The organism is Pseudomonas sp. AC229 (genome assembly GCF_979254655.1).
The window spans coordinates 17,378-36,096 of the sequence record NZ_CEEDHK010000009.1; the positions used below are offsets into that span (position 1 = coordinate 17,378).

At 61.2% G+C, this 18,719-nt stretch carries 16 protein-coding genes; 5 read left to right on the plus strand and 11 right to left on the minus strand.

What is annotated here, in order from left to right; genetic code table 11:
• Positions 1-185 precede the first annotated feature (185 nt).
• Positions 186-1,454, minus strand: a complete 1,269-nt coding sequence (locus AC0IW7_RS13785) for an OprD family porin (protein ID WP_471818730.1) — start codon at positions 1,452-1,454, stop codon at positions 186-188.
• Positions 1,455-1,696: 242 nt separating this feature from the next.
• Here AC0IW7_RS13785 and AC0IW7_RS13790 point away from each other — a divergent pair, with 242 nt between their 5' ends.
• Positions 1,697-2,578, plus strand: coding sequence for a DMT family transporter (locus AC0IW7_RS13790; RefSeq protein ID WP_471818732.1), 882 nt, complete (start codon positions 1,697-1,699; stop codon positions 2,576-2,578).
• Positions 2,579-2,628: 50 nt separating this feature from the next.
• On the opposite strand, the gene AC0IW7_RS13795 is transcribed toward AC0IW7_RS13790, so the two are convergent.
• A complete protein-coding gene (locus AC0IW7_RS13795) occupies positions 2,629-3,981 on the minus strand; it encodes an MFS transporter (protein ID WP_471818734.1) in 1,353 nt (450 codons plus the stop codon).
• 530 nt (positions 3,982-4,511) lie between these two features.
• On the opposite strand from AC0IW7_RS13795, the gene quiC reads away from it, so the two are divergent.
• On the plus strand, positions 4,512-6,443 hold the full coding sequence (quiC, locus tag AC0IW7_RS13800) for a 3-dehydroshikimate dehydratase QuiC (RefSeq protein ID WP_471818736.1): 1,932 nt from the start codon (positions 4,512-4,514) through the stop codon (positions 6,441-6,443).
• A gap of 117 nt (positions 6,444-6,560) precedes the next feature.
• A complete protein-coding gene (locus AC0IW7_RS13805; RefSeq protein ID WP_122449474.1) occupies positions 6,561-7,229 on the plus strand; it encodes a TetR/AcrR family transcriptional regulator in 669 nt (222 codons plus the stop codon).
• Positions 7,230-7,274: 45 nt separating this feature from the next.
• Here AC0IW7_RS13805 and AC0IW7_RS13810 read toward each other — a convergent pair whose 3' ends face one another.
• The 5 genes from AC0IW7_RS13810 to aroQ form a co-directional block, all read right to left on the minus strand.
• Positions 7,275-8,291 (minus strand): TRAP transporter substrate-binding protein, encoded by a 1,017-nt coding sequence (locus AC0IW7_RS13810; RefSeq protein WP_471818738.1) that lies wholly within the window; start codon positions 8,289-8,291, stop codon positions 7,275-7,277.
• A gap of 54 nt (positions 8,292-8,345) precedes the next feature.
• Positions 8,346-9,626, minus strand: a complete 1,281-nt coding sequence (locus AC0IW7_RS13815) for a TRAP transporter large permease subunit (protein WP_471818740.1) — start codon at positions 9,624-9,626, stop codon at positions 8,346-8,348.
• Entirely contained in the window at positions 9,626-10,150 is a 525-nt protein-coding gene (locus AC0IW7_RS13820) for a TRAP transporter small permease (RefSeq protein WP_463383987.1), read from the minus strand. The genes AC0IW7_RS13815 and AC0IW7_RS13820 overlap by 1 nt, the downstream gene beginning before the upstream one ends.
• A 63-nt stretch (positions 10,151-10,213) precedes the next feature.
• On the minus strand, positions 10,214-11,068 hold the full coding sequence (locus AC0IW7_RS13825; RefSeq protein ID WP_471818742.1) for a shikimate dehydrogenase: 855 nt from the start codon (positions 11,066-11,068) through the stop codon (positions 10,214-10,216).
• A gap of 2 nt (positions 11,069-11,070) precedes the next feature.
• Positions 11,071-11,511, minus strand: coding sequence for a type II 3-dehydroquinate dehydratase (gene aroQ, locus AC0IW7_RS13830; protein ID WP_463540265.1), 441 nt, complete (start codon positions 11,509-11,511; stop codon positions 11,071-11,073).
• A 268-nt stretch (positions 11,512-11,779) separates the two neighbouring features.
• On the opposite strand from aroQ, the gene AC0IW7_RS13835 reads away from it, so the two are divergent.
• On the plus strand, positions 11,780-13,720 hold the full coding sequence (locus AC0IW7_RS13835; RefSeq protein WP_471818743.1) for a methyl-accepting chemotaxis protein: 1,941 nt from the start codon (positions 11,780-11,782) through the stop codon (positions 13,718-13,720).
• A 153-nt stretch (positions 13,721-13,873) separates the two neighbouring features.
• Here AC0IW7_RS13835 and AC0IW7_RS13840 read toward each other — a convergent pair whose 3' ends face one another.
• A complete protein-coding gene (locus AC0IW7_RS13840; RefSeq protein WP_471818745.1) occupies positions 13,874-15,886 on the minus strand; it encodes a DUF2207 domain-containing protein in 2,013 nt (670 codons plus the stop codon).
• Between the two features lies 1 nt (position 15,887).
• Complete coding sequence (locus AC0IW7_RS13845) at positions 15,888-16,454, minus strand: LemA family protein (RefSeq protein WP_471818747.1); 567 nt, start codon at positions 16,452-16,454, stop codon at positions 15,888-15,890.
• A 190-nt stretch (positions 16,455-16,644) separates the two neighbouring features.
• On the opposite strand from AC0IW7_RS13845, the gene AC0IW7_RS13850 reads away from it, so the two are divergent.
• Entirely contained in the window at positions 16,645-16,884 is a 240-nt protein-coding gene (locus tag AC0IW7_RS13850; protein WP_471818749.1) for a hypothetical protein, read from the plus strand.
• A 72-nt stretch (positions 16,885-16,956) separates the two neighbouring features.
• Here AC0IW7_RS13850 and AC0IW7_RS13855 read toward each other — a convergent pair whose 3' ends face one another.
• Complete coding sequence (locus AC0IW7_RS13855; protein WP_122449483.1) at positions 16,957-18,393, minus strand: NAD(P)(+) transhydrogenase (Re/Si-specific) subunit beta; 1,437 nt, start codon at positions 18,391-18,393, stop codon at positions 16,957-16,959.
• Positions 18,393-18,713: an NAD(P) transhydrogenase subunit alpha part 2 gene (locus AC0IW7_RS13860; protein WP_108099125.1), complete on the minus strand. Its 321-nt coding sequence runs from the start codon at positions 18,711-18,713 to the stop codon at positions 18,393-18,395. The genes AC0IW7_RS13855 and AC0IW7_RS13860 overlap by 1 nt, the downstream gene beginning before the upstream one ends.
• Positions 18,714-18,719 lie beyond the last annotated feature (6 nt).

The following is an 18,719-nucleotide window of genomic DNA, read 5'->3' on the forward strand; positions in this document are numbered from 1 at the left end:
GTTTGTCGGGGTTGGACTGTCGAGCTGATCGCGCGTTCGCCGCCGTCATCCTCGCGAACGCGGGGATCCAGGCGCGTTCAGTAGACGGCGATGTCACCCGCGCCGCGTACCGGCATAAAAAAGCCCGTCACAGGGACGGGCTAACGTGTTTTCACACGAGAAGTCAGTAGCGCGTTGGGCTCGGCTTACAGCAACGACAACGGGTAGCTAACGAAAATACGGTTCTCGTCAAACTCGTTGGCGTTGAAGTCGCGGCGCATGGTGGAGTTGCGCCATTTGAAGTTGAGGTTCTTGAACGTGCCGCTCTGCACGGTGTACGCCAGCTCGGATTCACGACCCCATTCCTTGCCGTCGGTGACGGTGCCGACGTGCACGTTGTCGCCGCTGATGTAGCGGTTCATCAAGGTCAGACCGGGCACGCCAACGGCGGTGAAGTTGAAGTCATGGCGCAGTTGCCAGGATTTTTCCTTGGCGTTGTCGTAGCTCGAGTTGTAGCTGTCGTTCGCCAGGGTGCCGCCGCTGGTGCCGTTGACGCGCATCCACAAGTCATCGCCGCTGACCTTTTGCAGGCCCACATAAAACGTGCTGCCGCCGTATTTGGCCGAGAGCAGGGCGAAGGCGGTTTTGTTGTCGAGGTCGCCGGCCAGTTGGCTGCCGTCTTCCTTGCCGATGAAGTAGCCGAGGTTGGCACCGAGGGTAACGTCGCCTACCGGTTGGCTGTGCAGCACGTTGAAGTATTGCTGCTGGTAGATGTCTTCCAGCTCGGCGTACCAGACGCCGACGGTGGTGCGTTTTTCGTTGAATGAATATTCACCGCCGGCGAAGTTGAAGCGATCGGACAGGAAGGCGCCGCGACCGTTCATGGACATGTCTTCCATGCTCGCGTCGTTACGCGGGCTGTTCTGCCGGAACTGGCCGCCGTACAACGTCAGGCCGTCAATTTCCTGCGAGGTCACCTGACCGCCACGGAAGGTTTGCGGCAGCGAGCGGCCATCGTCGGAACGCAGAATGGGCAATACCGGCATCCACTCGCCGACCTTCAATTCGGTCTTCGACAGCTTGGCTTTTGCCGCCACGCCCAGGCGGCCGAAATCGTCGGCCGGGCGACCGTCGCTGTGTACCGGCAGCAGCTGGGTGTTGGCGGTGCCCCGGCCGCCATCCAGTTTCAGCGAGTACAGGCCCAGCACATCCACGCCAAAGCCAACCGGGCCTGGGGTGTAGCCGGATTTCACGTCGAGAATGAAGTTTTGCGTCCACTCTTCAGCCTTCGCCTGCGCGTTGTCAGGGTTGGTGAAGTTGCGGTTGAAGTAGGCGTTGCGAAAATTCAGCGTGGCCTTGGTGTCGTCGATAAACCCTTCGGCCTGGCTCACTTGAGTGAACCCGGCGACGGCCAGCGCGATCAGAGCAGGAGCATGAACAGAGCGCAGCGCGCCCTTGGACGAGATGTGCAGCATCGAAGTAGACCTTTTTTGTATTTATCGGTCATCGCAGCGCCGGTCCGCTTGGCGGGGGCGTTCAATGTGCAGGCATAGTGGAAGGAGCCTGCGGACGGTTCAATTCGCTAACGGCCATTTTGGGCGATTATCGAACGGTAATTAACCAGGTAGTACATTCGTGAGCGGCGCAAAAGGTTCCAGATCCCCCGTGGCCTGTAAGCTATTTTCAAGGTCTTAACGCTCGTTATTTTTGGAGCCCCATGAGTTTGCCCAGCTCCCCGCTGACTACCGCGCAGCAGCCGTTTCGCGGCATTGCCCTGATTCTTCTGGCCACGTTTCTGTTTGCCAGCCACGACGCGTTATCCAAATACCTGTCCGGGTTTTATCCCGTGGTGATGGTGGTGTGGGCGCGGTACGTGGTGCACACATTGTTGATGGCGGGCATCTTCCTGCCGCAATCGGGTTTGCGCGTGCTGCGCAGCAAGCGCCCCGGTTTGCAGATTATTCGGGCGTTGTGTCTGCTCGGCACGAGCTTGTTATTCACTACCGGCATCCGGTACATCCCGCTCGCCGAAGCCACGGCGGTGAACTTTCTGGCGCCGTTGCTGGTGACGGCCTTGTCGGTGCCGTTGCTGGGTGAGCGCGTGACGCGCGGCCAATGGGCGGCGGTGTTGGTGGGGTTTTCCGGCGTGCTGGTGATCGTCCATCCGGGCGGCGAATTGTTCACCCCAGCGGTGCTTTTCCCCTTCGGCTCGGCGCTGTGCTTTGGCGTGTACCAGATCCTCACGCGCATCCTCGCCAACTACGACAGCCCGACCACCAGTAACTTCTTCGCCGGCCTGTGCAACACCGTGCTGGTCAGCTTGCTGGTGCCGTTCTTCTGGCAAGTGCCGACCTGGGGCCACGCGCTTTTAATGATTGCCCTCGGCACCTGCGGAATGACCGCGCACCTGATGCTTACCCAAGCCTTCCGCTACGCCGCACCGGCCTTGCTGGCGCCGTTTGGCTACTGCCAGATCGTGTTCGCCGGGCTGCTGGGGTTTGTGGTGTTCAGCCATACGCCTTCATTCAGTGCCTTGCTGGGTATCGCCATTATTTGCCTGAGCGGGCTGGCGGCGGCGTGGTTGCAGAAGCGGCGGTAAATCAGTCGCGAAAAAAAAGGCCCCGTAGGGCCTTTTTTATTGGGTGCCAGTTAGGCCGGCTTCACGTCCGGCACCTTTCTCGGCGCCATGAAGTACAGCCATACGAGCGCCAGGAAATACATGGTTGGAATCATGGTGAACAACACGGCGTAGTTGTTGTTCGTCACCGTCAGCACGTAACCCACCAACTGCGTCATAAACATACCGCCGACCGCCGCGCACATGCCGCCAAAGCCGAACACGGTGCTCATCATGTGCTTGGGCGTGAAGTCCATGACCAGGCTCCAGATATTGGCGGTCCAGGCCTGATGCGCACCGACGCCTAAGGCGATGGCCAGCACCGCGATCCACAAACCGCTGGCGTGGGCGGCGAAGATCACCGCGACGATGGCGCAGGCGCAGATCAGCATCGACAACAGCCGCGCCTTGATCGCGTTCATGCCTCGGCCGATCAACCACGACGACAGGATGCCGCCACCGATGCTGCCGAAGTCGGCGGTCAGCCAGATGAGGATCAGCGGAATGCCCATCTGCGAGACGCTGATGCCCAGGTTGTATTGCTGATTGAGAAACGGCGGTAGCCAGTACAGGTAAAACCAGAACACCGGCGCGGTCATCGAGAAGGCCAGGGCGAATGCCCAGGTGCCGCGCATGCGCAGAATGTCAGGCAGCGGTACGCGCGCCTGGGCTGGCTCGTCGGTGTGCTGGATGTAATCAAGCTCGCTCTGTTTCACGCTCGGGTGGTCTTCCGGGTTGAAGTATTTCAAACCCCAAAACGCCAGCCAGATCGCGCCCAGTGCGGCCATGCACAGGAACACCGCTTGCCAGCCCCAGGCCACCAGAATCAGCGGCAGCAGAGCGGGGGTGAGCATGGCGCCGACGTTGGTGCCGGCGTTGAAAATACCGGTCGCCACGGCGCGCTCGCCGGCCGGGAACCAGATGCGTGCGGTCTTTACGCACGCCGGGTAATTCGCCGCTTCGGTGAGGCCAAGAATAAAGCGGCAGACCATAAAGCCGACCGCCGAGGTCGCCAGGCCGTGGGCGCCGGTCGCCAGGCTCCAGAGCAGCACGGCAAAGAAGAACGCGCGCTTTACACCCACGCGGTCGATAAAGCGCCCTTGCAGCAAGAAGCCAACGGCGTAGCCGACCTGGAACCAGAAGTTGATGTTGGCGTAGTCCATCGCCGTCCAGCTCATTTTCTCTGCCAGCACCGGCTGCATGACCCCGAGCGCGGCGCGGTCGATGTAGTTCAGCGTGGTGGCGAAAAACACCAGGGCGAGCATGCCCCAGCGGGTTTTGCCGACGGCCATGGCGCCGCGAATTTTGTCGCCGATACCGGCGTGAGGGGTGGTCGGCGCGGGGGAGGTGGTCGCGGCGACGGGTGTGCTGTGTGACTGACTCATGGGGTGCCATCCGTTCAAAGACTGCGCGTGCAGTCGAGACTTCGACTCAAGGCAGGCAGCGTGCGTAGCGCACCGGCTCATCGCAAGCGCGAGGCGGTTCAAAGGCGCGGCGGTGTCTGCGGTTAAGGACGTTTGCCGGGGTTAAGCCGGTCAGCCTGATAACGGTGGCGAGGTGAGGGGAGCGGTTGCGGTGAGCATGAGAAGTACCCGTTTTCTTGAAGTTGTCAGGGTTTCGCGCGCTGATTTTTCAGCGCCACGTTGCACGTAAACGGCCATCTGGAAATCTGCATTGCAAGGCGAGGCGGCCGGTTAGCAAATGCAAGGTGGGACCGATGGTGGGCCATGGGCGAAAAAGCCGTCAATTCGATAAACGGCCAACTGGTCGATAATCGAACACAAAACTAACCAGTTGGTACAAAGTCGCTTTGCGCCCGGCAGGTGATGGCGAATACTCGAAAACACCCTGATCCGTGCCGCGCGATGGTGTGCAAACGCTCGCGGCGCGCGCCAATAAAAACAGGAGCACCTGCATGCAGCGTTCGATTGCCACCGTGTCCTTGAGCGGCACCCTGCCGGAAAAACTCGAAGCCATCGCCGCCGCCGGTTTTGACGGCGTGGAGATCTTCGAAAACGACTTGCTCTACTACGCCGGCAGCCCGCGCGAAATTCGCCAGATGTGCGCCGACCTCGGCATCGCCATCACCTTGTTCCAACCCTTCCGCGACTTCGAAGGCTGCCGCCGTGATCGGCTGGCGCGCAACCTCGACCGCGCCGAACGCAAATTCGATTTGATGCAGGAACTTGGCACCGACCTGGTGCTGGTGTGCAGCAACGTGGCCGCCGACTCCCTCGGCGACACGCAGATTCTGGTCGACGACCTGCGCCTGCTCGGTGAGCGCGCCGGCGCCCGCGGCCTGCGCATTGGTTACGAAGCGTTGGCTTGGGGCCGCCATGTGAACACCTATCAACAGGTGTGGAACATTGTGCGCCAGGCCGACCACAGCGCCGTCGGCGTGCTGCTCGACAGCTTTCATACGCTGTCGCTCAAAGGCGACCCCAGCGCCATTGCCGAGATTCCCGGCGACAAGATTTTCTTCGTGCAAATGGCCGACGCGCCGATTCTGGCCATGGACGTGCTGGAGTGGAGCCGCCATTTCCGTTGCTTCCCCGGTCAGGGCGAATTCGACCTGGCGGGCTTTCTCGCGCCGATCATTCGCAGCGGCTACACCGGCCCGCTGTCGCTGGAAATTTTCAACGACGGCTTCCGCGCCGCGCCGCCTCGCGCCAACGCGGCCGATGGCTTGCGCTCGTTGCTGTATCTCGAAGAGAAAACCCGCAACCTGCTCGAACGCCAGACCGCCGATGGCACTGCGCCGGCTGTGCCGCAGACCAGCCTGGATACGCTGTTCTCGCCGCCCGCTGCCAGTCGCCTGGACGGCGTCGAATTTATCGAGTTCGCCGTCGATGGCGAGCAGGGCGTCAAGCTCGGTGGTTGGCTGGAACGCCTGGGCTTCGCCCGCGCTGGGCAGCACCGCTCCAAAGACGTCAGCCTGCTGCGCCAGGGCGATATCAATATTGTGCTCAACGCCGAACCGTACTCCTTTGCCCACAGCTTTTTCGAAGCCCACGGCCCGTCGTTGTGCGCCACCGCGTTGCGGGTCAAAGACAGTCACAGCGCCTTCGAGCGCGCCCGCGAATTCAGAGGCCAGCCGTACCGTGGTTTGGTCGGCCCCAACGAGCGGGAAATTCCTTCGGTGCGCGCGCCGGACGGCAGCCTGATTTACCTGATCGACGAAGCCGAAAGCGGCCAGACCATTTACGACAGCGACTTCATCCTTAACGCCAACGTCGAGCCCAGCGGCAAGTTGCAGCGCATCGACCACATGGCCATGGCGCTGCCGGCCGAGAGCCTCGACAGCTGGGTGCTGTTTTACAAAGCGCTGTTCGATTTCGAGGCCGACGACGAAGTGGTGCTGCCCGACCCTTACGGTCTGGTGAAAAGCCGGGCGTTGCGCAGCCGCTGCAGTTCGGTGCGCTTGCCGCTGAATATTTCCGAGAACCGCAACACTGCGATTTCCCATGCGTTGTCCAGCTATCGCGGCTCGGGCGTGCACCACATTGCCTTCGCCTGCGAGGACCTGTTCGCGGAAATCAACCGCGCCAAGGACGCCGGCGTACCGCTGCTAGATATTCCGCTGAACTACTACGACGACCTCGCCGCGCGCTTTGATTTCGACGACGAGTTTCTCAGCGAGCTGGCGTACTACAACGTGCTCTACGACCGCGACGCGCAAGGCGGCGAGCTGTTCCACGTGTACACCGAACCGTTCGAGGGGCGTTTTTTCTTCGAGCTGCTGCAACGCAAGAACGGCTACGTCGGTTACGGTGCGGCGAACGTGGCGGTGCGTCTGGCCGCCATGGCCAAAGTGCGCAGCGGCTCGGGTCGGCAGACGCGACTGTAGCCCTGCGTTGCCCCTCAATAAGCCCGGCCGAAATCTTCTCGGGGCCGGGCTTTCTTCGGCCTGCGGCCAAGACCATAATCGCCGCTACCGTTGCCGACTCCCGGCTGTGAGCCTTGTATGACCATTACCCAAGAACTTCCCGAGGCGCCCGCTGAAGCGCCCCGCAAAAGTCGTAAGAACAACCCGGAAAAAACCCGCGAAAATATTTTGCAGGCGGCGATCATCGAGTTCGTGCAGCAGGGCCTGACCGGTGCCCGGGTGGACGCCATCGCCGAGCGCACACACACCTCCAAGCGCATGATTTATTACTACTTCAACAGCAAAGAGCAGCTCTACGTTGAAGTGCTGGAGAAACTCTACGGCGACATCCGCCGCACCGAAGCCCAGCTGCACCTGGCAGAACTGGAGCCGGTGGCGGCGATCCGTCGCCTGGTGGAATTCACCTTTGACCACCACGACCGCAACGTCGATTTCGTGCGCATCGTGTGCATCGAAAACATCCTCAACGGCGCCAACGTCAAACAGTCGCCGACCATCCGCTCGCTGAGCCACACCGTGCTCAATCTGCTCGACGAAACCTTGCGCCGTGGCGAAGCGGCGGGCGTGTTTCGCAGCGGCTTGCAAGCCATCGACCTGCATTTGCTGATCAGCTCGTTCTGCTTTTACCGCGTGTCCAACCGCAACACCTTTGGCGAGATCTTCCAGATCGATTTGCCGGATGAGCAGGTGAAACAGCGGCACAAGGCGATGATTTGTGAATCGGTAATCGCCTATTTGCGGCAATAAAAAAACGCCTCGGTCAGAGGCGTTTTTTTCACATCACGCAAACGGTTATTTACTGCCGCGCACCTTCTCTACAGCGTCGTACATGGCCTTGACCAATGCCGGGTCCATGTCTTTGGAGAACTGCGCAATCACCGGTTTCACCTTCTCGCGAAAGCGCTCCATTTCAGCCGGGCTGATGGCGTTGGCTTGCATGTCTTTCGACAATTCGGTGTACGCCTCTTTCTGAGCAGTGGCGGTAATTTCGCGCTGATACACGGTCGCTTCCTTGGCGGCGTCGGTGATCACCGCTTGTTCTTCTGCGTTCAACTTGCCCCAGCTTTTCGCCCCCATCACAAACGACTGCGGGTTGTAGATGTGCTGGGTCACGCTGAGGTATTTCTGCACTTCGTTGAACTTGCTGCCCTTGATAACGGTGAAGGGGTTTTCCTGGCCATCCACGGTTTTTTGTTCCAGGGCGGTGTACACCTCAGGGAATGGCATTGGCACCGGGTTGGCGCCGAGGGCTTTAAAGGTTTCGAGGTAGATCGGCGACTGGATCACCCGCACTTTCAGGCCCGACATGTCTTCCCATTTGGTTACGGGCGTTTTGCTGTTGGTCAGGTTGCGGAAACCCAGGTCCCAGTAACCGAGGCTACGCAGGCCTTTGCTGTCCAAACGCTTGGCCAGTTCCTGGCCCACTTCACCGTCGATCACCGCTTGCGCTTCCTGGGTGTTGTTGAACAGGAAGGGGAAGTCGAGCAGGGCGAACTCAGGCACTTGGGCGGCGAGGATGCCGGAGTTGAGAACGGTCAGATCAAGGGTAGCGCCTTGCAGCGCCGACACGGTTTGCAGATCTCCGCCCAGCACGCCACCGGGGAACAAACGCACGGTCATTTTGCCGCCGCTTTTCTCTTTCACCAGGTCAGCAAACTTCTGCGCGCCCTGGCCCTGCGGGTGTTCTTTTACGTTCTGAAAAGCGAACCGCAAGGTGTGTTCGCCAATTTCCGCTTGGGCCGTCAGGCCGTTGAGCAGCAGGCCTGCGGCGCAGGCGGAGGTCAGTAAAGGTTTCAGCCATTTGTTCATTTCAGGGCGCTCCATTTTGTTGTTGTTTGCGAGACATCGGTTTACAGCAGCCGGTTACCCGGCGAAGAACTTCAGGGGTACCAGAACCAGTTGCGGGAACATCACCAGCAGCGCCAGCACCAACAGCTGTGCCAGCAAGAAGGGCCATATGCCCCGGGTGATTTCATCCAGCCGTAACTTGGCCACGCCGCACACCACGTTGAGCACCGTGCCCACTGGCGGGGTGATCAGGCCGATGGAGGTGTTCACCAGGAACAGCACGCCGAAATACACCGGGTCGATGCCGGCCTGCTTCACCACCGGCATCAGCACCGGCGTGAGAATGAGGATGGAGGGGGTCATGTCCATGACCATGCCGACCAGAATGATCAACAGCATGATCATCAGCAGCAGGGTGGTCGGTGAGTCGAGGAATGGTTGCAGCACATCGGTGAGCTGGCCGGGCAGATCGGCGATGGTGACCAGCCACGACGACACCATGGCAGCGGCCACCAACAGCATCACTACCGAGGTGGTTTTCGCCGCCGACAGCACCACTTCATAGAGCTGGCTGAACTTCAGTTCGCGGTAGATAAACAGCGACACGAACAAGGCGTAAACCGCCGCCACCACAGCCGCTTCGGTGGGCGTGAAAATGCCGAACTTCAAACCAAAAATGATGATCAGCGGCAGGCCCAGCGCCCAACTGCCATCGAGCAAGGTTTTGACAATTTCCGCACGGCTGGCCTTGGGCGGCGTGGCGACGTTTTCGCTGCGCGAGACGAACCACCAGGCCACCGCCAGCGACGCCCCGAGCATGATGCCCGGCACGATACCGGCCAGGAACAGCTTGGAAATCGACACGCCGGAGGCCACGCCAAACACGATAAAACCGATGCTCGGCGGAATGATCGGCGCCAGGATGCCACCCGACGCGATCAGTCCCGCCGCGCGTTCGCGGTTGTGGCCGGCCTGGACCATCATCGGAATCAGCAATGCAGCCAGAGCGGCCGCATCTGCCACCGCCGAACCCGACAACGAGGCCAGCAAGCACGAGGCAATAATCGCCACGTAACCCAGGCCGCCGCGCTTGTGGCCGACCATGGCCATGGCAATGTTGACGATGCGCCGCGACAAGCCGCCGGCATTCATGACCTCGCCGGCCAGCATGAAGAACGGCACGGCCAGCAGGGGAAAACTGTCAGCGCCGTTAAGCAGGTTCTGGGCAATGATCTGCGCGTCGAACAGGTCGAGTTGCCACATCAGCACCACACTCACCAGCAGCAGCGCAAAGGCAATCGGAATACCCAGGGCCATGGTGCCCAGCAGGGTGCCGAGGAAGAGAATCAGCGTCATCAGCGGTTCCCCTCAGTGCTTGGCAGGTGCACCGATTCGACGCCGGCCTTGCCTTGCGGCAACCGACCGCGCAGGGCCAGCACCAGCTCGCCGGCAATCACCGGAATGGCAGTCAGGCCGAACAGCACACCGATGCCGTAGAACCAGGCCATCGACAGGCCCGAGGCGGGGGCGACCACATCGAGGTTGATGCGCGCCTGCTGCCAACTGCCGCTGAGCACCAGCCAGGCGATAAACAGCATCAGCAGATGGCCGACGGCCAGGCACAGATTGCGCCCGAATGGCGGCAGCTTTTTGATCAGCAGGTCGAGGCCCAAGTGGCTGCGTTCGCGCAAGGCGATCAGCGAGCCGAGGAATACCATCAGCACAAACAACCAGCGCGACAGTTCTTCCGACACGGTGATGCCCGAGTTGAAGGCGTACCGCATGACCACGTTGCCGAACACCATGAGCACCATGCCCAGCATGCACAGCACGACGATCAGCTTGAGAAAGCGGAAATACAGATCGATCATTTTTGTCATTGTTGTGATCTCGTAAGCGCCAACGCTGGGCGCCATGTTAAGGGTGTCGTTTGGTCGTGATCGTTAAGCGCCCATCGCCGAAAAATGCGCCTGCATACGGGCGGCGTCTGCCGCCGCGCCACTGAACAATTCAAACGCTTTTACCGCTTGAAACACCGCCATGGTGCCGCCGTCGAGCGTGCGGCAACCCAAGGCGCGGGCTTCGCGCAGCAGTTCCGTTTCCAAGGGGAAATACACAATTTCCGCCACCCACATCGGTGCACGCAGCAGGGCTTTGGGCACCGGCATACCGGGCAGTTTGGCCATGCCCATCGGCGTGGTGTTCACCAGGCCGTCGGCGCTCGCCATGGCGGCTGCCAGGTCGGCGCCGGCGCTCGCGCGGTTGCCTGGGAAATGCGCGTTGAGGTTCGCCGCCAGGTCGCTGGCGCGGCCGGCGTCTACGTCGAAAATAGTTAACCGCTCAACGCCTTCAATCAACAAGGCATGGGCCACCGCTGCGCCGGCACCGCCTGCGCCCATCTGCACCACCTGCGCGCGGGTGACATCACTCAGCCCACGGCGGAAGCCTTCGGCGAAGCCCAGGCAGTCGGTGTTATGGCCAATGCGTTTGCCGTTCTCGAACACCACCGTGTTCACCGCGCCGATACCGCGCGCTTCCGGCGATAACTCATCGAGCAGCGGGATCACCGCCTGCTTGCAGGGGAAGGTGATGTTTAGGCCGGTGAAGCCGGTGTGCTGGGCAGCGTCGAGCAGGGTGGGCAGGTCGTCGAGGCCCATCTTCAGGGCGTCGATGTCGATCAGGCGATACAGGTAGCGAATGCCCTGGGCGTCGCCTTCATGCTCGTGCAAGGCCGGCGTGCGCGAGGCCTGAATGCCGGCGCCAATCAGGCCGGCCAGAATGCTGCGGGTGCGGGACATGGTCAGGCCTTGAGCAGATGAGCAACGTGTTCGACGGCCATGCGATAGCCATTGCTGCCGAACCCGGCGAGCACGGCCACGGCGATGCCGGACACGTACGAGTGGTGACGGAATTCTTCGCGCTTGTGCACGTTGGAGAGGTGTACTTCGATCACCGGCAATTCGCTGGCCACCAGGGCGTCGCGAATGGCGACCGAGGTATGCGTCCAGGCGCCCGGGTTAATCACGATGGCGGCGCAGCGGCCACGGCTCTGGTGAATCCAGTCGATCAACTGGCCTTCGTGATTGGTTTGTTCGAACTCGACGGTAAGGTCCAGCGCGCTGCCGGTGCGGCGGCACAGGTCGGCGATATCGGCGAGGGTTTCGTGGCCGTAGGTGGCCGGTTCGCGGGTGCCGAGCATATTGAGATTGGGGCCGTTAAGCACCAGCACGGTACGGGGCATACAAGCGTTCTCCATTTCTTATTGTTGTTCTGGCAGGCGAGCGGCCAAAAGCGTGTAGGAGAAAATGTACTAACCGGTTAATTCGGTCAATGGGCGCTGTGTGCGCCGTTCGATAATCGACCACTTTTGCATCGGCACCGCAGTCGGCAGCAGTGCCAGTATCAGGGCGCCAAATGTTCCTTAAGGTTGCGTCGGATAAGTCGATATATTGCGCAGGAGCCAGCCGACTAGAGCTGGCCGCCTCTGCCTCGTTTTTCTGGAGACTCCCATGTTTGGATGGCTTACTCAGGCGCTGAGCAATATCAGTGTCGGCGCAAAACTGGCTCTTGGTTTTGCATCGGTGCTGCTACTCACGCTGTTAATCACGCTGGCCGGTTGGCTGGGGTTGAGCTCGGTGCTCGAGCGCGGCGACAAGCTGGCGGCCATTTCCAAACTGGGCGCCATTGCCCGCGACGTGCGTATTGCTCGCCTGACCTACGCGCAAAACAGCGACGCCGCGCATAACGCCGCCGTGGTCGACAATCTCGACAAATTCGACGCCGGCGTTCAGAGCGCCAACCAGATCATGAAGTCGCCGAACGACCTGGTGTTGCTCAAGCAGGCGGGCGATGCCAGCAGCCAGTATCGCCAAGCCTTCAGCCAGATGACCCAGGCCGTCGCCACCCGCGAAGCCCTGCGCGGCCAATTTGGCAAGTTCGCCGACGCGGCGGTCGCGGAAGTGGGCAACGTTTCGACGGCGGTTCGTGCCGAGACCGTCAGCGAAGAAAACGCCGAGCAGCATCAACAAGTGCTCGACGCCCTGATCGCGCAGAACAGTTTGATTCAAACCGCACGTTTCGAGCTGCGCGGCTTTACGTACAGCGGCCGGGTTGAGCTGCAACAGCCGGCGCTAGCCGCCATCGATCAGGCACTTGGCAACCTGAAAACCCTTTCGGACAAAGTTTCCAGCGAGCAGGCCGCCGGCTTGCAGAAAGCGGCCGATGCGTTGAACGGCTATCGCGCTACGGTCGGCCAGTTCGCTGCGGCGCTGGCCAATATCGCGGCGGCGCAAACCATTCTGGATGTCCAAATCAAACAGATTTTCGACGCCTGCGCGCAGCTCACCGTCAGTCAGAACACCAAGCGCGACAAAGAAGAAGCCGAGGCGAAAACCGTGCTGCTGGTGGCCTCGTTGATTGCGGTAGTGCTGGGCCTGATCGCTGCGTTGTTTATCACCCGGCAAATTGTCGGCCCGTTGCAAACCGTGCTGCGCCGTGTGGAACGCATCGCCTCGGGCGACCTTAGCCACGACATCGAAACCCGTCGCGGTGACGAGCTGGGCCAGCTGCAAACCAGCATGCAGAACATGACGTTGGGCTTGCGTGAACTGATTGGCGGCATCCGCGATGGCGTCACGCAAATCGCCAGCGCGGCGGAGCAGCTATCTGCCGTGACTGAACAGACCAGCGCCGGCGTGAACAACCAGAAAATCGAGACCGACCAGGTCGCCACCGCCATGCACGAAATGACCGCCACCGTGCAGGAAGTGGCGCGTAACGCAGAGGAAGCCTCCGAAGCGGCCAAAGCGGCGGACTTGCAGGCCCGTGACGGCGACCGGGTTGTCGGCGAAGCCGTGGCGCAGATCGAGCGCCTTGCTGTGGCCGTGGGCGACTCCACCGATGCCATGAACGAGCTCAAGCGCGAAAGCGACAAAATCGGCAGCGTGCTCGACGTGATCAAATCCGTGGCGCAACAAACCAACCTGCTGGCGCTGAACGCCGCCATTGAAGCCGCCCGTGCCGGTGAAGCCGGTCGGGGTTTCGCCGTGGTTGCCGACGAAGTACGCAGCCTGGCGCAGCGCACCCAGCAATCCACCGAAGAAATTGAAGACTTGATCAGCGGCCTGCAAAGCGGCACTCAGCAAGTGGCGAGTACCTTGGAAAGCAGCCGCGAGCTCACCGACAGCAGCGTGCAACTGACCCGCAGCGCCGGCGATGCCTTGGGCAGCATCACCCGCACGGTATCGGCGATTCAGGCCATGAACCTGCAGATTGCCACCGCTGCCGAAGAGCAAACCGCCGTGGCCGAAGAGATCAACCGCAGCGTCTTGAACGTGCGTGACGTCTCCGAACAAACCGCCGCTGCCAGCGAAGAAACCGCCGCATCGAGTGTTGAACTGGCGCGCCTGGGTGGGCATCTGCAAAGTCTGGTGCAGCGCTTCCGGGTTTAAAGCAAAAGCTTCGCGAGCAAGCTCGCTCCTACAGGACAGCGAAGCCTGTGGGAGCGGCTTTAGCCGCGATGGCCGGGCCTGGAAATGGTGATACCTGGGCTGAGGTCAAGAGCTCGCGGCTAAAGCCGCTCCTACAGGTTAGCCGCCCGCTATTTACCACCCACCGCCACCGCCACCCCCACCGCCGCCACCTGACGATCCGCCGCCGGAAGAACTGCTGCTGCCCGAGCTTGAGCTTGAGCCGGAGGAGGGGCTCGGCGGCGGTGTCGAGGCGCTGCTGGCGGCGGCGAGCAGGGCGCTGGTCATGGCCGCAGGCGTGGTAAAGCGGCTGCTGTCGCGGTACCACGCCGGCTGATAGGTCGGCTCGCTCCATTGCACCGCGCCGCTTTCTATCGCAGCGCTCAGGCGGGCGGTCCATTGTTCTTCCACGCCCAGCGCCATGGCGTACGGCAGGTGTCGCTCGTACAAGGCGATGCTCATGGCTGGCGCATCGGCGGCACGGGCCAGGCTGTCGCTTTCGGCCAGTTGCAGGTAGTCGCGGTAGCCTTCCAGTGCATCCAGCGTCGCGCGGCCTTCTACGGTCGGCGCTTCCAGCCAACCACGGAACAGTACGATCAACACCAGCATCGTCACCACGCTGACCGTGGCGATGGGCGAGGTGGTGTTGAACATCAGCACCAGCAGGCTCAAACCGCCAAAGGCAAATGGCAAGCCGAACAGCAGCGGCACCACGCCGATGAATTGGCGGGGCGTGCCCGTCAGCATGCGCCAACCCCAAACGCTCAAGCCGACACCGACGGAAATCAGCACGATCGGAAAAATACTGAACAGCACCACCGGGTCGCCGAGCAGCCCCATCGCCACAAACGCTAGCAGGGCGCCCAACAAGCCGAACCACCAGGGTTTGCGGTTTTTGCTGAACAGCGTGTCGCCCCATTCGCGGAGCTTTTCGCTGTGGGCATCCAGCGCATTGCTCAAGGCTCTGACGTACTTCTCACCGACACGAATCTTCTTCGCTCCGCCGTCAAACAGCTTGTCGAACAGCGCCTGCTCGTGGGGCTGCGTCTGCGCATCCAGCTCACCTTTGCTGACAATAAACGCGCGGCCGGTGGGTGAGTCGGCAATGCTCAGCACCTTGCGCCGCGCCAGGTCCGTCACGGTGATGGTCATGGCTTCGAGGTTGCTGAAGTCGTTGCTGAAACCTTTGTTCCAAACGTAGCCGGCACCGGCCGGGCTGAGGCCTTTCGGCGCGTCGTAGCGGGGCACGATGATGCCCTTGGCGGGGTCGCGGCCGACCTTGTTCCACCAGTGGTAGTAATAGGAAAACAGCCCCAGCGCAGCGAGCACGGCGATCAGCACGTTGAGGTTGTCCCACACCAACCTGGCCGCGCGCATGAACGCGTTGGGGCGCTTCACCAGGCCCGCTTGCCAATCCAGCGCGACGGTAAACCCCTCTTCAGCCGCGAGCGGCTGGGTGGTCGCCAACTTGACCACGTTGTCGCGCTGGCTCACCACTTCATACGCACGGCCGGAGCGGTTCCCGGTGTAGCCGGTGTAGCCCGTCAGTTGGTCGATACGCGCGCCTTCCGGCAGTTCCACCGTGGCGGTGGCGTGCATGATCGGAAACTTCCACTGATTGCCGGTGAGGTTCCAATACAGCTCGTCTTTGTTCGCGGTGAAATGCAGCTGGGCATCCATGCGGTATTGCAGCTCGTACACGTGCTGGCCGGGCTCGACATATTCCTCCGGCGAACCCAGGTAATAACGCACGCCCCAGCGCTGGCGCTCTTTTTTAAACGGTTCGCTGACGCCGTCGCGCGTCACGCTCAGCAGGTCCACGGGTGTTTTGCGCACCAGCTCCATTGGCAAGCTGTAGGTGGTGGGAATGTCGCGGTAAATGCCGTGGCGAATTTCGTCGCCCGTGGCGGTGACTTGGATGCGCTCGGTGATCAGCAGATTGCCGCTGGGCTCGACTTTGACGGTGATGTCGAAATGATCGATGCGTTCTTTGTCGACACGCGCGCTGCTCTCGAAAAGCGTTTCTGCCGAGACCTCTTGCGCCGCGTCGACAACAACGGTGTCGACCTCATCGTCAGCGGCGAACAACGGGCTAAAGGGCAGCAGGCAGCAACTCAGTGCGAGTATGCGCAACAGGCGGGCAGGCATATCAAAACTCCATTTTTGGCGGCTGGGCCTGGCTGGCGTCGTCCAACGAAAAATACGCGGCGCCGGTAAAACCGAATGCCTTGGCGATCACATTGCTGGGCACCGACTCCACCAACACATTCAATTCGCGCACCGCGCCGTTGTAGTAGCGGCGGGCCATTTGAATGTGCTCTTCCACTTCGCTGAGGCTGCGCTGCAAATCCAGAAATACGGCGTCGGCCTTGAGGTCGGGATACGCCTCGGCGCGGGCAAACACCTGCTTGAGCGTGGCCGACACTTGGCTCTCCGCCGCGCCTCGCTCCGGGGCGCCAGCGGTCTCGGCGCGTTGCGCCTGGCTGCGCTGCTCGGTGAGCGCGGCGAGGGTGCCGCTCTCGTAGGCCATAAAGCGTTTTACGCAGTCGACCAATTGCGGAATCAGGCTGGAGCGGCGTTTGAGTTGCACGTCAATGTCGCTCCACGCGGCGGCCACCCGAGCCCGGTTGAATACCAGGCGGTTGTAGCCGTAAATCACGCCTGCGGCCAACACCCCCAGCGCCGCGATTACGGCCCACATCATCGTTCCCTGCATTGCCTCATTCCTCGTTGCGCGCTGGCGCGTATCTGGCTGGCGATCCTACTGCAAAAACGAGCGCAGTCGCCGGATTTACGAATCGACCTACGCCATGGCGCTCTGCGTCGTAACGCCTCGTCTTGGCCTTGTCCGTACGGTCTTGCTCCTGAAATTTCACGCGTCGAGCGGACACAGGAGAGCAACTACGATGAGCAAAGTTGAAGTGATGTTGGTGGTGACGGGCGTGCTGCTGATGGCCTTGGCGGCAGCGTTGCTGGTGGTGCATCGGCGCACGGCCGATTGTGTCGATGTGGCCACTCAGCATTGCCACGACGCCGCGTTCGTTTATCAGGGCGGCGGCAAGCTGGCGCTGCTGCTGGCCTTTTCGGTGTTCCTGATCGCTGCGTTGCTGGGGCTGCTTCGTCATTCCGACCACCCTCGGCGCTAGCCTTTAACCCACCCCCGGAAATGAAAAACCCCGGCGCGTGGGCCGGGGTTCAAGGGCTTTACTGCACGGTTCTTACTCGACCGCTTTAACCATATCTTCGATAACCTTCTTGGCGTCGCCGAACACCATCATGGTCTTGTCCAAGTAGAACAGTTCGTTGTCCAGACCGGCATAGCCGCTGGCCATCGAACGCTTGTTGACGATGATGGTTTTGGCTTTGAACGCTTCCAGAATGGGCATGCCGGCAATCGGCGAATTCGGATCGTTCTTCGCCGCCGGGTTGACCACGTCGTTGGCGCCCAACACCAGCACCACGTCGGCCTGGCCGAACTCGGAGTTGATGTCTTCCATCTCGAACACCTGGTCGTACGGCACTTCGGCCTCGGCCAGCAGTACGTTCATGTGGCCAGGCATACGACCGGCAACCGGGTGAATCGCGTACTTCACGGTTACGCCACGGTGCGTCAGCTTCTCGGTCAGCTCTTTCAGCGCGTGCTGAGCACGGGCCACCGCCAGGCCGTAACCGGGAACGATGATCACGGTGTCGGCGTTGGTGAGCAGGAAGGTGGCGTCATCAGCCGAACCGGATTTCACCGGACGCGCTTCTTTCGAACCGCCTGTGGCTGCCGCGTCGGTCGCGCCGCCGAAGCCGCCGCCAATCACGTTGAAGAACGAACGGTTCATCGCCTTGCACATGATGTACGAGAGGATCGCGCCGCTCGAACCCACCAGCGAACCGGCAATGATCAGCATCGAGTTGTTCAGCGAGAAACCGATACCGGCTGCCGCCCAGCCCGAGTAGCTGTTGAGCATCGACACCACAACCGGCATGTCCGCGCCACCAATCGGGATGATGATCAGCACACCCAGAATGAACGCCAGCGCCAGCATTACCGCGAAGGCGGTCAGGTTGCCGGTGAACATAAAGAACAGACCCAGCCCCAGCGTGCTCAGACCCAGAATCAGGTTGAGTTTGTGCTGGCCAGCAAACACCACCGGCGCTCCCTGGAACAGACGGAACTTGTATTTGCCCGAGAGCTTGCCGAACGCGATGACGGAACCGGAGAAGGTAATCGCACCGATGGCCGCGCCGAGGAACAGCTCCAGACGGTTACCGGCTGGAATGGCGTCGCCCAGTTGTTTGACGATACCCAGCGATTGCGGCTCAACCACCGCAGCAATGGCAATGAACACCGCCGCCAGGCCGATCATGCTGTGCATGAAGGCAACCAGCTCCGGCATTTTGGTCATTTCAACGCGCTTGGCCATGATCGAACCGGCGGTGCCGCCGACCAGCAAACCAACGATGACATAACCGATGCCTTGGGTGGCGATGTCGGCGCCCAGCTTGTAGATCAAGCCCACGGTGGTCAGCACGGCCAGGGCCATACCGAGCATGCCGAAGAAGTTACCGCGACGCGAAGTAGTCGGGTGCGACAGGCCCTTGAGCGCTTGGATAAAGCAGATCGAAGCGATCAGATACAGGGTCGTTACCAGATTCATGCTCATTACTTGTCACCCTCTGCTTTGGCCTTGGGCGCTTTTTTCTTGAACATTTCCAGCATGCGGCGAGTTACCAGAAAACCACCGAACACGTTCACGGCAGCCAGTGCCACCGCCAAGGTGCCCATGGTTTTGCCCAGCGGCGTCACGGTGAGGGCGGCGGCCAACATGGCACCGACGATCACGATGGCCGAGATGGCGTTGGTCACGGCCATCAGCGGGGTGTGCAGCGCAGGCGTCACATTCCAGACCACGTGGTAGCCGACATAAATGGCCAACACAAAGATGATCAGGTTGTAGATACCGGGGGAGATCAGCTCTTCCATTTTTCT

Excerpts from the sequence above, each read along its gene's own strand:
- AC0IW7_RS13785 (WP_471818730.1), bottom strand. The coding sequence starts at position 1,454 with ATGCTGCACATCTCGTCCAAGGGCGCGCTGCGCTCTGTTCATGCTCCT.
- AC0IW7_RS13790 (WP_471818732.1), top strand. The coding sequence starts at position 1,697 with ATGAGTTTGCCCAGCTCCCCGCTGACTACCGCGCAGCAGCCGTTTCGC.
- AC0IW7_RS13795 (WP_471818734.1), bottom strand. The coding sequence starts at position 3,981 with ATGAGTCAGTCACACAGCACACCCGTCGCCGCGACCACCTCCCCCGCG.
- quiC (WP_471818736.1), top strand. The coding sequence starts at position 4,512 with ATGCAGCGTTCGATTGCCACCGTGTCCTTGAGCGGCACCCTGCCGGAA.
- AC0IW7_RS13805 (WP_122449474.1), top strand. The coding sequence starts at position 6,561 with ATGACCATTACCCAAGAACTTCCCGAGGCGCCCGCTGAAGCGCCCCGC.
- AC0IW7_RS13810 (WP_471818738.1), bottom strand. The coding sequence starts at position 8,291 with ATGAACAAATGGCTGAAACCTTTACTGACCTCCGCCTGCGCCGCAGGC.
- AC0IW7_RS13815 (WP_471818740.1), bottom strand. The coding sequence starts at position 9,626 with ATGACGCTGATTCTCTTCCTCGGCACCCTGCTGGGCACCATGGCCCTG.
- AC0IW7_RS13820 (WP_463383987.1), bottom strand. The coding sequence starts at position 10,150 with ATGACAAAAATGATCGATCTGTATTTCCGCTTTCTCAAGCTGATCGTC.
- AC0IW7_RS13825 (WP_471818742.1), bottom strand. The coding sequence starts at position 11,068 with ATGTCCCGCACCCGCAGCATTCTGGCCGGCCTGATTGGCGCCGGCATT.
- aroQ (WP_463540265.1), bottom strand. The coding sequence starts at position 11,511 with ATGCCCCGTACCGTGCTGGTGCTTAACGGCCCCAATCTCAATATGCTC.
- AC0IW7_RS13835 (WP_471818743.1), top strand. The coding sequence starts at position 11,780 with ATGTTTGGATGGCTTACTCAGGCGCTGAGCAATATCAGTGTCGGCGCA.
- AC0IW7_RS13840 (WP_471818745.1), bottom strand. The coding sequence starts at position 15,886 with ATGCCTGCCCGCCTGTTGCGCATACTCGCACTGAGTTGCTGCCTGCTG.
- AC0IW7_RS13845 (WP_471818747.1), bottom strand. The coding sequence starts at position 16,454 with ATGCAGGGAACGATGATGTGGGCCGTAATCGCGGCGCTGGGGGTGTTG.
- AC0IW7_RS13850 (WP_471818749.1), top strand. The coding sequence starts at position 16,645 with ATGAGCAAAGTTGAAGTGATGTTGGTGGTGACGGGCGTGCTGCTGATG.
- AC0IW7_RS13855 (WP_122449483.1), bottom strand. The coding sequence starts at position 18,393 with ATGAGCATGAATCTGGTAACGACCCTGTATCTGATCGCTTCGATCTGC.
- AC0IW7_RS13860 (WP_108099125.1), bottom strand. The coding sequence starts at position 18,713 with ATGGAAGAGCTGATCTCCCCCGGTATCTACAACCTGATCATCTTTGTG.